We start from the raw sequence: 12,589 nt of genomic DNA on the forward strand, positions 1-12,589 counted from the left end.
GGTTTCTCCACTACCATTCTTATAGGTGGCCGCGAACCGCCCTGGCGCTGCGGTGCAGGCTGCAGCATCAGGACTGTTCTCACTGTTTAACGCTAAAGCGCTGCACTCACTCCAATCTCCACAGCATCCCCGTTCAAACGCACCGGCCAGACGCGCAGGTTCTGTTCCGGATACTCCAGGCAGCTGCCGTCTTCGAGACGGAAGTGCTGCTTGTACAGCGGCGAGGCGATAACCAGGTCGCCCTTAAGATTACCGACGATGCCTCGACCAATAACGTTTGCGCCTGACTTCGGGTCGCGGTTGTCGATGGCGTAGAGGGTCTTGCCTTGGCTGTCGGGCAGGTGGAACAACGCGACCTGGGCGCCATCGAGCCAGGCGACGACACCGGAATTGGCCACCAGGTCTTGACGGCTGCACAGCATCCGCCATTGCGCAGGGCTTTCAATCGCGTGGCGGGGTTCGATACGGACGACGTTTGACTGGCTCATCAGAGCACCTCCTGGGTAACGGGGATCAGGTGGAGTTCGTTAGCATGCACCGGGCGGCGCTGGCCTCGTTCTTTGACGAAATGGATATCCGGGTCACCGCGCTCGTCGTTGACGAAGGTCCGGAAGCGTTTGAGCTTTTCCGGGTCATTGATAGCGTTGGCCCATTCGCATTCGTACCGGTCAATGACCAACTGCATCTGCGACTCCAGCTCCGCCCCAAGCCCCAGGCTGTCGTTGATGATGACGTCCTTGAGGTAGTCCAGGCCGCCATCCAGGCTCTCGCGCCAGACGGAGGTGCGCTGCAATTTGTCGGCGGTGCGGATGTAGAACATCAGGAACCGGTCGACGTAGCGCAGCAGGGTTTCGTCATCCAGGTCCGTGGCTAGCAGTTCGGCGTGACGCGGGCGCATGCCGCCGTTGCCACAGACATAGAGATTCCAGCCTTTCTCGGTGGCGATCACCCCGACGTCCTTGCTCTGCGCTTCGGCGCATTCGCGGGTGCAGCCGGAAACCGCAAGCTTGAATTTATGCGGTGCGCGCAGGCCCTTGTAGCGATTCTCGAGGAGCAGAGCCATGCTCACACTGTCCTGAACGCCATAGCGGCACCACGTGCTGCCGACGCAAGATTTGACCGTGCGCAAAGACTTGCCGTAGCCGTGGCCGGTCTCGAAACCGGCCTCGATCAGTTCGCCCCAGATGTCCGGCAACTGATGCAATTGGGCGCCGAACAGGTCGATGCGCTGGCCGCCAGTGATCTTGGTGTAGAGGTCGTACTTTTTCGCAACGGCGCCCAAGGCGATCAACTTGTCCGGGGTGATTTCGCCGGCGGCGATGCGCGGGATGATCGAGTAGGTGCCGTTCTTCTGCATGTTGGCCATGAACGTGTCGTTGGTGTCCTGCAGGTGCACCAACGATGGGTCCATGATCGGCTGGTTCCAGCATGAGGCTAGAATCGAGCCCATCGCAGGCTTGCAGATATCGCAGCCCGTGTGGCCGCGTCCATGTTTGGCCAGCATTTCGTCGAAGCTGATGATGCCTTCCACACGCACCAGGGCGTACAGCTCCTGACGGGTATAGGCGAAGTGCTCGCAGAGGCTTTTGTCGACGGCGACGCCACGGGCGCTGAGTTCGTGGTCGAAGACCTGCTTGAGCAGTGCGCTGCAACCGCCACAGCCGGTGGCGGCCTTGGTCTTGCCCTTGAGCTCGCCGAGGTCGACGCAACCAGCGTCGACCGCACAGCGCACCGCGCCCTTGGTGACGTTATGGCAGGAGCAAATAGTGGCGGTGTCCGGCAGCGCATCGGCACCGAGTGTCGGCGCGCCGTCTGACAGCGGCAGGATCAGGCTGGACGGGTCCTTGGGCAGCGTTATGCCGTTCTGTGCGTATTGCAGCAGGGTGTCGTAATAGCTGTTATCGCCGATCAGTACCGCGCCCAGCACATGCTTGCCATCGGCAGAGACCACCAGACGGCGATAGCTGGCGCTGGCTTCGTCGATAAAGCGGTAGCTCTTGGCGCCGGGAGTCGCCGCGTGAGCGTCGCCGATAGAACCGACATCGACGCCCAACAGTTTGAGCTTGGTCGACATGTCTGCGCCGGTAAAGGGCTCGTAATGCTGCCCCGACAGTTGCGCGGCAACGTTACGCGCCATGCTGTAGCCCGGCGCGACCAGGCCAAAGATGCTGCCGTTCCAGGACGCACACTCGCCGATGGCGAAGATATCGGGGTCGCTGGTGCGGCAATGATTGTCCACCACCAGGCCGCCACGCGGCGCCACGTCCAGCCCGGCGCTGCGGCCGATAGCGTCCTGCGGGCGGATGCCGGCAGAGAATACGATCAGGTCGGTTTCAAGGAATTCGCCACCGTTGAAGTTCATGCGATAGGCATACTCTTCACCGATAACGATCTCCTGGGTCGCTCGTGAAAGGTGCACGCCGACGCCCAGGGCCTCGATCCGTGCCCGCAGTGCTTCGCCACCTGAGGCGTCCAGTTGCACCGGCATCAGTTGTGGGGCGAATTCGACGACATGGGCTTCCAGCCCCAGGGATTTCAATGCGTTGGCGGCTTCAAGGCCAAGCAGACCGCCGCCTACCACCACGCCGCGTCGGGCGTTGGTGGCGGCTTCGCGGATGGCGTCGAGGTCGTCCAGAGTGCGGTAGACCAACCGGGAGCGGCCTTCGGCACCCGGGATCGGCGGCACAAAAGGGTAGGAGCCGGTGGCCAGAACCAGTCGGTCATAAGCCTGGCGTCCGGCGCTGGTGACCACTTCCTTACGCTCGCGATCAATGTCGAGCACCTGCACGCCGAGGTGCAGGTGCACGCCGTGGCGGGCATACAGATCAGCCTCGCCAAGTGCGAGGGACTCTGCATCACGGCCACCGAAGTACTCGGAAAGATGTACGCGGTCGTAGGCACGCTGCCGCTCTTCACCGAACACATGCACGTGATAGTGAGCGAGCGCGCCATGCTCGATCAGCTGCTCGACGCAATGGTGGCCGACCATGCCGTTGCCGATGACGACCAGTGTTTCGCTCTTGATCGGGGTGGCGGTTGCGTTCATAACCTTTCCTCAGTCGAAGCCGCTGCCGTGGCATGGCCAGAAAAAAAAGCAAAAAAAACGCCTGGAGCCGTGTGACAGCTCCAGGCGTCTTTGCCTGGTATTCATGGATGTGTGGTGGGGTGATTAACCGAGGCCGCGCTGCCTGGTTCACCCGTCCTGCGCCAGTGCTGGCAGGTGGTCGTCGGTGACCACGCAAGGATGTCCTGTCGGAGATTTCTACAGGTTTGTCAGGACTAAAGCAGGTTTCATGCCAGTGCTGGCGCGAGGTCTTTCGATCCAGGGATCGCTAAGCGGGGGAGGGTTGAAGCGCTACACAGCGGGTCTTTTTCAGGTGCTCTCTACGCACCCGGCAACGTGATCTGGTCAATTGCCAATGAGCACATTGAACCAGAAGGGTGCGGATAAGTTTCCCGGTTCCCTCATTTGGGGCAAGGTAGGTCGTGGGTGATGGAGTCGACATTGCATGACTATTCCCCCGCAAGCTGCTGCGCAGTCTGGAAAAGCGGGGGAATGCTGATTGCCCTTATTTAGGCATATAAGCCAGTTGCCAGCGACGTGGGATTTTCAGTGCGGCAAACCCCAGGACGGCAGAAAGCAAGCCGCTGAACAATAGAGCTTTCATCCCCAGTTGCTGCTCCAGCAAGGCGCCGATCACCGCGCCTGCAAACATGCCAGTCCAGGGTATCAACTGAACTCGCCATCCATTTCTTCGTTCCCCCAGCATCCACCGGCCTAGTCCTCGGCCGAATCGTGAGAGTGCACCTGTCACGTAAGTCAGGCCAATGGGGAAGCCATTGACCTCTTCGACGGCGGCGTTGAGCATGCCCATGGCGATAATAGCGGCCAACAGTGCCGGCAGTTGAGCGGTCAATGGCAAGGCTGCCGCAGCGCTCAGCAACGCAGCGATGCAGAGCAGCAAGGGAAGGGCGCGTCGCCCCGTCATTCGGCTTACGACAATGCCCAGTGTATTGCCGCCGATAAAGGTGGCAACGACGACAAGCAGTCGCAGCATAAGCCCGAAGTCGCCTTCGCTGATGGCCACGGCCAGACGGGTGGTGTTGCCGCTCATGAACGATACGAAGTCGCCGGTGGCCATGAAGCCGATAGCGTCTGTCATGCCTGCCAATACCGAGAGGCCGGCAACCAGGCAAAGGCCAACGCGCCCACGCCATTTCTGTGTGTGCAGCCGTGCGGGATTGGTAAGGTTTTTAAGGGGGGAAGGCAGCATCAGCGTATCGGGCTCCTTGGGATGATTCGTGAGGTCAAGGTGCTGGTATCGTCATATCTCAGCGCGGAGTATGAGGCAAAGCCCAGGGGATTTGAATTCGACGAATGCCTCTTCAAGGATTCCTTGCTTTTCGAGCGGGATTTTTCGTGGTTGCGCCAACAGTCAACCGGTTCATTTTAAGGCGACTTACCCACGCGAAGCATGGGTAAGCCAGATTACTTCGCCCTGACAGCGTTCATGCCCGGCCGTGTATTACCACAGCGGCACGATATAGCTCACGTAGAAGCGATTCTCATCTTGCATCGTCTGTCCGGTCATACTTGGATTGGCCCGGGCATTCTTCCAGGTGACACCCAGCCCCTTGAGTTTCCCCTCAGGCACTTGGTAGGCCAGCGCAAGGTCGCGCTCCCATTCACTGCTACCACCGCTGGCCACCTTGATCTGGTCACCGTGGCCATAGGTGGCTGCGAAGCCCAGACCTTTGACACCCAACTGACCAAAGTCATATTTGTACTGCGCGAGCCACGTGCGCTCGCCAGCGTGCTGGAACTTGTTCAATTGCAGGTTGGTCAACGCCGGGGTATCAGCGCCTGCGCCTGGACCCTGACGCGCGTCACCGCTGTTCAGGCCTGAGTCGAGGTAGGGGAAGTCGCTTTCGCCGGTGTTTTTCTGGAGACCCAGGCCCAGGGTATGGCCTGCCAGGCTATAGCTTTCCATCAAGCTGATGGTCGACTGGTTGATCTGGCCCTTTTTCAGGCCATCACCGTAGTAACCGGCGGTTGCATAGTCACTGTTCCCGGCTGAGTTGGCGCCGATGCCCAGGCTGCGGTAAGCACGAAAATCACTGGCGAGGCTGCCGACAGGTAGCTGGGTGGTGTGTTTGGCGCCGATAAAGGCTTGCTGGTAGTAATCCTGCAGGTTGGAATACCACAGGCTCAAGGTTGTGTCGGCAATCCCCGTGTAATCGGCACCGCCATAGAGGAAGCGGTCGCTGAGCTTGTTACCGCCGCCAGTGGTCATGTCACTGTCGTTGGTCTCATTGCGGATTTTCGTCCGGATGATATCGCCACCGGTAAAGGTGAAGTCGGACAAATCCTTGGACACCAACTGCGCCCCGGTATTGGTCTGGTGGTACAGACGCCCATCGGTGTTGGCCAGCATCGGGTTGTTTTGATAAAGCGTGCCGATACGCAGCTCGTCTTTCAGGAAGCGCATTTTAAAGGTGGGGCTCAGAACAGCGAAGTCACTGGCAGACTTTCCGTCGTCCAGCGGGAACATGCTGCCTGGGTAACGACTTTGATGGTTTTTGTTGTTCAAGTCGCCGCCAGAGTCGAGTTTAAGGCCGTAAAACGCCTCCACATCCAGACCAACGCCCACCGTGCCTTCGGTATAACCAGACTTGAAGTTGAGCTGAAAGCCCTGACCCCAGTCACGGTAGCTTTTGGCCTTGGCGCTGCTGCCCGCCACATCTCGGCCCTGCTGATTAAGGTAGCGATTGAGCAACGTCAGATCGGCATGGCTGTCGTCAATAAAGTCCGCTTGAGCAGACATCATCACGCTGCCTAGCAAGGCGCCGACAATGGGTTTGTTGAGCTTCTTGATCATCATGGGTCTCGTTCACAGGAGTATTTCAAACTACTTATGCCGTGGCAGCCCGGCACAGCCGGTCAGCCACGGCATGGCAGCGCGGGCGGTTAACACCGTTGGCGCTGCAACATTTCGAAACGCATTAGGAAACAAGGACATGACAGTTATATGACAGGACGCTCAGAGGAACGTCGCATTGACCGTTGCATGAAAAGCGAGGTTGGTGGGGGAGGGTGAAGCGGACGGAGCGCTTTTCTTTTTTTGCAGGGGATCTGATTGATCTAAATCCCCTTTAACCTGACGCGAATGGTTAGAGACAGGTCGCCAGCGCGCTAAGCCTGCGCTCTGCAATCGAATTACTCAGTGTCTGGTAATAATTGACAGTTGTACCGGACGCGCCACCGAGCACATCAACGAAGTACTCCGAGCCCCTTGTGTAGACCGTGAGTTCTTTCTGGCTACCGGAATGTATAAACGCATCACCTTCTACGCCAAAGACTGACTCATCCTGCCAGGCGAACTGGATACATTGGGCGACGAGCTGGCCTGACTTCTGAGATAAAAACGTCTTGTACGGGCCTTGGGATCTGGCCTCATTCATGGCCGGCGCTGTACATCCAGCCAACACCCCCAAGGTCAGGGCACCTATTAGCATCCGCATTATGTTTCCTCGTCCTGAAAATGCCGACTTTAGCACTCCGTAGTAATGAGTCCACTCACTCGATGCTCCATTGCTTTTTTTGACCCAAATCAAGCCACTCACTGCCACCCGATATATGTTCACGTGACGCACGGACGCAAACTCCGAACACGAGTAGAGTCAAGCGGATGGTCAGATCAAGCACGACAACTACCCCCTGCAGACACCCGCGTTTCGAGACCGCCGGACGGCTGACCTCGGGGATGTTTCTTGTTGTGTGTGTCGATCCGTGGCCCCGAACCGACCTCAATCATGAAAAGCCTGTCATGCAGGACACACGATGAAAGATTTCTCGCCTCTGGAGGCGCACGTCATTGCTGAGGTGGGTCTGAGCGAGTGTGAGGCTCAACTTCGTCTTGGCCGGGATGGCCCGAACGAGATGCCGGTTTCGCAACCACGAAGCGTGCTGCGTCTGGTTCGCCAGGTCGCGACTGAACCGATGTTTCTGCTGTTGCTGGCGTGTGGTGCGCTCTACATGGTGCTGGGGGATGCCCAGGAAGCGTTGATGCTTCTGGGTTTCGTTTTTGTCGTCATGGGCATGAGCTTTGTCCAGCAGCGTCGTAGCGAACGCTCGTTGGACGCTCTGCGCGATCTGTCCAGCCCGCAAGCCCTGGTCCAGCGTGATGGCCTGCTACGCCGGATCGCGGCCCGAGAGCTGGTACTGGGTGACATCGTGCTTCTCGCTGAAGGCGACCGGGTGCCTGCAGACCTGCAGCTCATCGACGCACCGAATTTTGCGGTCGACGAGTCACTGCTGACAGGGGAGTCGACATCGGTGGACAAGCATGCGTCCCCTTTGACCGTGATCGATGACGATGGGGCCATCGCACAGAATGCAGCGGATCTGTCGCGGGCCTTTTCGGGCACGCTGGTCACACGCGGCACTGCGCGTGGGCGGGTTATCGCTACTGGCGAGCGCAGCGCGCTGGGGCGCATCGGCCAATCGCTCGCAGGGATCGTGGTCGAGACCACACCGATCCAGCAGGAGACGCGTTGGGTTGTCAAACGCGTGGCGCTCGTCGGCCTGGCACTGGCCGCTTCCCTCGCTGTTGCTCACGCACTCATCCTCGGTAGCTGGCTGCAGGGTCTATTGGCCGGGCTTACGTTGGCGATGGCCATCCTGCCCGAGGAACTGCCGGTTGTGCTGACGCTTTTTCTGGGGCTGGGAGCCTGGCGTCTGGCCCGCGAGAAAGTACTGGCCCGCAGCATTCCCGCCATCGAGTTGTTGGGGGCGACGACGGTGTTGTGCGTCGACAAGACCGGCACGCTTACCGTAAACCGAATGACGGTGCGGCGCCTGTGGTCCGAAGAGGCAACTTACGACACCTCGCAGGCGGGAGCGGCACCGCTGCAGGAGGAGTTGCATGGCCTGCTGGAGTATGCGGTGCTGGCGAGTCATCGCCGTGCGTTTGATCCGATGGAGTTGGCTATTGGTGAAGCCGGCCAGCGCCTGCTGGCCAACACTGAACACCTGCACGGCAACTGGACGCTCGTCGACGACTACCCGTTATCACCCGAAATGCTGGCAATGTCCCGAGTATGGCAAAGCCCGGACAAGGGCTCGCCTGCTCGCCTCATTGCGGCCAAAGGCGCGCCGGAGGCCATCGTCGATCTATGTCACCTGGACGCCACGCGCAGTGCTGTGATCGCCAGACAGGTCCTGGCGATGGCGAGCGATGGCCTGCGCGTGCTGGGTGTCGCGCAGGCCACGTTTGATACAGAGGCGCTGCCGAAACTGCAGCATGACTTCGATTTTCAGTTCCTCGGACTGGTTGCTCTGGAGGACCCGGTGCGGCCCGACGTGCCGCAGGCCATCGCGGAGTGCAAAGCCGCAGGCATACGTGTCGTGATGATGACGGGCGACCACCCGGCCACTGCGATCTCGATAGCGAGGCAGGCGGGTTTGAGTGCTGAGGCGCCAGTCATCACCGGGACTGAGCTCGCCGCATTGAGCGATGAGGCCCTGACGGCGCGCCTTGCCGATACGCATATCTTCTGCCGTGTGCAGCCCGATCAGAAGCTGCGCCTCGTACGGGCATTCCGCGCTCGGGGCGATGTGGTCGCGATGACGGGCGACGGCGTCAACGACGCTCCGGCGCTGAAGGCCGCCGACATTGGCGTCGCCATGGGCGCGCGAGGCACCGAGGTCGCGCGCGAGGCGGCCGCGCTGGTGCTATTGAACGACGACTTTGCCTCACTCGTAACGGCGGTTCGTTATGGTCGTCGGGTGTTCGCCAACCTGCGTAAAGCGATTGCCTTCGTGGTGGCGGCGCATGTCCCCATCGTCGGACTGTCGATCCTGCCTGTTTTGATCGGCTTGCCGATGCTGCTGATGCCGGTACACATCCTCTTCCTGCAACTCATTATCGACCCCGCGTGTTCGGTGGTGTTCGAAGCCGAGGCGCTGGAGGCGGATGCGATGAAGGTTGCGCCACGGCGCACGCATCAGCGTCTGTTCGATAGGGCCTTGATGGTGCGTGGCTTGTGGCAGGGGGGCGGTTTGCTGGTGTTGTTGCTGGGGACTTACGCGAGTGCGCACTTGGTGGTGCCTGAGGATGCCAGTCGTGATGACATGGCGCGGGCGCTGACATTTGTCGTGCTGGTGCTATCGAACCTCGCCCTGATACAGGCCAATCGCTCTTGGGTTCATAGCACCTGGCACAGCAGCAGTGCCTCCAATCGGCAATTCGGCTGGATCGCGGTGGGCACGATCGCCATGCTGTGTGGGGTGCTTTTCGTACCCGCCATCAGCCGGCTGTTTTCGTTCGTGACGCCAACGCCTGTGTTGCTCGCAGCGGCGCTCGGCGTCTCGATCTTGAGCCTGATCTGGTTCGAATGCGTCAAGTGGGGCCTTCGTGCCCGTTCAACCAACGCCCTTAAATCGAGGTGTCTGGATTGAGTATCAAAACACTGCCCGGCATCTTGTAAAGGATGCGCTCTGCCGTGCTTCCCAGCAGATGCCCCAAGCTTCGGTGGTGTAGCCGGCCCATAACGATAACGTCGATGTCTTGGCTCTCGGCAAAGCGGGCTAATACCTTGGAAGGGCTTCCCAGCATAAAGTGACGGTTCTCCACGGGAACACCGTTGCGTTCAGCCAATGTATCGAAGGCTACGTTTTCCAGTTCGTACAAGGTCGGTGTAGTCGGTGCCAGGTTTGAATCGAACATCATTGAGGCGCTGGCGTAGCTATAATCCGCCGCATCAATCATCGACAGGTCATAGGCATACACCACATCCACCTGAGCGTTGCATTGAGTACCCAGTTTCAACGCTTCGTGAATGATCGTGTCATTGAACCCAGAATACTGATCATCGGGATGCAGTAGATCAACCGCTGCAACGATTCTGCGAGGCGTAGGGTTATGGCTTTTTGCAACAAAGTGCAAAGGGTAGGGACACTCATGAAGCAGTTGCAGGTCCAGGGTGGTAAATACAGCACGCTTTAGTAAGGACTCGTGTTGCAAATCCTTGATCACCAGGTCAACAGGCATTTCGTGCAAGTACGTGAGCATTTCCTTCAGGGGATGTTCAGCCCAGACCACTGCTGTCGTGACCTCTATGCCCAGATGACGTAGCGGATGCGCTTGCTCTTCCAGCCATTGACGATGGCGCTCGACATAGCTGGAGCGCATTTCCTCCAGTGCCCGCGCGTTGACCAGTCCGGCGGTCGCCAAGCCTTCCAGATAATCAAAGGCAACAATGTGCAAGGCAGCACCTTTGGCTTTTGCCAATGCTGCGGCGCGCTCAAACGCCGGGGTTTTCTCCAGCAAAGGAGGAACAATGAGCATGAGTCGCTGTTGATTGGTCATGATGCACCCCGGCGAAAAAGTCGTTAGTTGCCACCGATGGTAGCCACTTAATGCAAGCATGCTCCAGGTCGTGGCGCAGTATTTGATGTGGATCAACCTTAATATAGCCAGTTGCGCAAGCAACCAGATGTTCGCGTTGCTGAAGATCCCGAGCAGGCTCCAGGCCAACAGGTGTGCGATTAAACTGTACATCCATACAGATAAAGATTGCCTCAACCCCCAACACTGCGCATGCTGCACGTCATCCCCCGACGCAATGAATGATGATGACCATGCGGCTCTTCCTGTGTGAAAAACCTTCCCAGGCCAAAGACATTGCCAAGGTACTGGGCGCTGACCGGCGCGGCGATGGCTGCTGGGTGGGATCGAACGTCACGGTGACCTGGTGCATCGGTCATCTATTGGAAACGGCACCGCCGGACGCCTATGACGCCCGGTACAAACGCTGGGTCCTGGCCGATCTGCCGATCATACCCAGCGAGTGGAAAATGCTGGTCAAGCCGAAGACCGCAAGCCAGTTCAAGGCTGTCAAACGTTTGCTCGGTGAGGCCCGCGAGCTGGTCATTGCGACGGATGCCGACCGTGAGGGTGAAATGATTGCCCGCGAGCTGGTGGAGTATTGTCGGTATCGTGGGCCGATCCAACGGCTCTGGTTATCAGCCCTCGACGATGCGTCGATCCGCAAGGCGCTGGCGGCGCTCAAGCCCGGTGCCGAGACGTTTAGTCTCTATCATTCGGCGCTGGGCCGCTCACGCGCCGACTGGTTGATTGGGATGAACATGAGTCGCTTGTTCACCCTGCTTGGGCGCCAGTCCGGCTATCAAGGCGTGCTGCCAGTGGGGCGGGTACAGACACCGACCCTGCGCCTGGTCGTGGACCGCGACCGCAGCATTGCTGATTTCGTGCCGGTTCCGTATTGGGCGATTGATGTGCAGCTACTCTGCGACGGCGCGTATTTAACCGCCCAGTGGCGCGCGCACGAAGACACGTGTGACGAGCACGGTCGCTGCTTGAACCAGGCGCTGGCTCAAGAGGCTGCAGCCGCCATGGCCAAGGCCGCCAGCGCACGGGTGATCAAGCTGCGCACCGAGCGCATGCGCGAAGCACCGCCGTTGCTGTTCGATTTGGGGACTCTGCAGGAAGTGTGCTCCAAGAAACTGGGCTTTGGCGCTCAAGAAACCCTGGACATCGCCCAGGCACTTTACGAAACCCATAAAGTCATTACCTACCCGCGCAGTGATTGCGGCTACCTGCCGCTGAGCCAGCACAGCGAAGCACCAGGGATTCTGGCCGCCTTGGGCCGTGCCGATCCGGACCTGGCAGACCTGCTGAAACACATAGACCCCAAGCGCCGCTCGCGGGCGTGGAACGACGCGAAGGTCAGCGCTCACCACGGCATCATCCCGACGGCCGCAGCGATAGACCTTGGGCGCCTGGCAGGTAAGCACCGGGCGGTCTACACCTTGATTCGGGCGCGCTATCTGGCGCAGTTTCTACCAAACCACGAATACGACCGAACCCAAGCGGATTTTGACTGCGCCGGGCAGGCTTTGCGGGCGGTGGGCAAGGTGATCGTCGAGCCCGGCTGGCGGCGTGCACTTCCGCAAGCCGTGGCGCCCGCCAAAGGCCGCGAAGCGCCTCCGGCCCAAATCCTGCCGGCCCTGACCGAAGGGCAAGAGTGTGACGTGGCGGACGTGACGCTGAAAGACCTCTGGACCCAGCCGCCCAAGCCCTTCACCGAAGGCGATCTGATCAAGGCGATGAAGAACGTCGCCAAACTGGTAGATGATCCCCGACTCAAGCAGAAACTCAAGGACACCACCGGCATCGGTACTGAGGCGACGCGCGCCGGGATCATTCAGGGATTGCTCAATCGGGGCTATCTGATCAAGCAGGGCAAGGCATTAGCCGCCACCCCGGCAGCCTTTAGCCTGATCGACGCCGTGCCCCGAGCCATCGCCGATCCCGGAACCACCGCCATCTGGGAGCAGGCGCTGGATATGGTCCAGAGCGGCGAGATGAGCCTGGAGGACTTCGTGGCCAAACAGTCAGCCTGGATGAGTAAACAAGTGGGTCGTTGCGCTGGCTTGGGCCTGACCATTGCCGGACCCGCGAGCCCGGCGGGTCACGGCAATACGCCCTGGAAGAAGAAGCGCAGTGCAGCCGCACCCAAGGCCGCGACCCCCCGTAAGCGCCGTAAAGCCAAATAGCCTGGCTTG

The 12,589-nt window shown here is 59.7% G+C and carries 8 protein-coding genes; 2 read left to right on the forward strand and 6 right to left on the reverse strand.

Annotated elements, in window-relative coordinates; translation table 11 throughout:
• Positions 1-92 precede the first annotated feature (92 nt).
• The 5 genes from nirD to AC1MEA_RS17650 all read right to left on the reverse strand — a co-directional run bounded on the left by nirD (position 93) and on the right by AC1MEA_RS17650 (position 6,522).
• Entirely contained in the window at positions 93-488 is a 396-nt protein-coding gene (gene nirD, locus AC1MEA_RS17630; RefSeq protein WP_449634529.1) for a nitrite reductase small subunit NirD, read from the reverse strand.
• Positions 488-3,046: a nitrite reductase large subunit NirB gene (gene nirB / locus AC1MEA_RS17635; RefSeq protein ID WP_480416928.1), complete on the reverse strand. Its 2,559-nt coding sequence runs from the start codon at positions 3,044-3,046 to the stop codon at positions 488-490. The genes nirD and nirB overlap by 1 nt, the downstream gene beginning before the upstream one ends.
• Positions 3,047-3,569: 523 nt before the next feature.
• Positions 3,570-4,274 carry a YoaK family protein gene (locus tag AC1MEA_RS17640; RefSeq protein ID WP_449634531.1) on the reverse strand — a complete coding sequence of 235 codons (705 nt, stop codon included), beginning with the start codon at positions 4,272-4,274 and terminating at the stop codon, positions 3,570-3,572.
• 252 nt (positions 4,275-4,526) lie between these two features.
• Positions 4,527-5,879: an OprD family outer membrane porin gene (locus AC1MEA_RS17645; protein WP_449634590.1), complete on the reverse strand. Its 1,353-nt coding sequence runs from the start codon at positions 5,877-5,879 to the stop codon at positions 4,527-4,529.
• A gap of 292 nt (positions 5,880-6,171) precedes the next feature.
• Complete coding sequence (locus AC1MEA_RS17650; RefSeq protein WP_480416929.1) at positions 6,172-6,522, reverse strand: hypothetical protein; 351 nt, start codon at positions 6,520-6,522, stop codon at positions 6,172-6,174.
• A gap of 319 nt (positions 6,523-6,841) precedes the next feature.
• Here AC1MEA_RS17650 and AC1MEA_RS17655 point away from each other — a divergent pair, with 319 nt between their 5' ends.
• Positions 6,842-9,460, forward strand: coding sequence for a cation-translocating P-type ATPase (locus AC1MEA_RS17655; RefSeq protein ID WP_480416930.1), 2,619 nt, complete (start codon positions 6,842-6,844; stop codon positions 9,458-9,460).
• Here AC1MEA_RS17655 and AC1MEA_RS17660 read toward each other — a convergent pair.
• Complete coding sequence (locus tag AC1MEA_RS17660) at positions 9,438-10,370, reverse strand: universal stress protein (RefSeq protein WP_219063131.1); 933 nt, start codon at positions 10,368-10,370, stop codon at positions 9,438-9,440. The two genes, AC1MEA_RS17655 and AC1MEA_RS17660, sit on opposite strands and share 23 nt — an antisense overlap.
• Positions 10,371-10,642: 272 nt before the next feature.
• On the opposite strand from AC1MEA_RS17660, the gene AC1MEA_RS17665 reads away from it, so the two are divergent.
• Positions 10,643-12,580 carry a DNA topoisomerase III gene (locus AC1MEA_RS17665; RefSeq protein WP_480416931.1) on the forward strand — a complete coding sequence of 646 codons (1,938 nt, stop codon included), beginning with the start codon at positions 10,643-10,645 and terminating at the stop codon, positions 12,578-12,580.
• Positions 12,581-12,589: the final 9 nt, after the last annotated feature.

This window comes from Pseudomonas sp. ASL8, assembly GCF_056680355.1.

Excerpts from the sequence above, each read along its gene's own strand:
- nirD (WP_449634529.1), bottom strand. The coding sequence starts at position 488 with ATGAGCCAGTCAAACGTCGTCCGTATCGAACCCCGCCACGCGATTGAA.
- nirB (WP_480416928.1), bottom strand. The coding sequence starts at position 3,046 with ATGAACGCAACCGCCACCCCGATCAAGAGCGAAACACTGGTCGTCATC.
- AC1MEA_RS17640 (WP_449634531.1), bottom strand. The coding sequence starts at position 4,274 with ATGCTGCCTTCCCCCCTTAAAAACCTTACCAATCCCGCACGGCTGCAC.
- AC1MEA_RS17645 (WP_449634590.1), bottom strand. The coding sequence starts at position 5,879 with ATGATCAAGAAGCTCAACAAACCCATTGTCGGCGCCTTGCTAGGCAGC.
- AC1MEA_RS17650 (WP_480416929.1), bottom strand. The coding sequence starts at position 6,522 with ATGCGGATGCTAATAGGTGCCCTGACCTTGGGGGTGTTGGCTGGATGT.
- AC1MEA_RS17655 (WP_480416930.1), top strand. The coding sequence starts at position 6,842 with ATGAAAGATTTCTCGCCTCTGGAGGCGCACGTCATTGCTGAGGTGGGT.
- AC1MEA_RS17660 (WP_219063131.1), bottom strand. The coding sequence starts at position 10,370 with ATGACCAATCAACAGCGACTCATGCTCATTGTTCCTCCTTTGCTGGAG.
- AC1MEA_RS17665 (WP_480416931.1), top strand. The coding sequence starts at position 10,643 with ATGCGGCTCTTCCTGTGTGAAAAACCTTCCCAGGCCAAAGACATTGCC.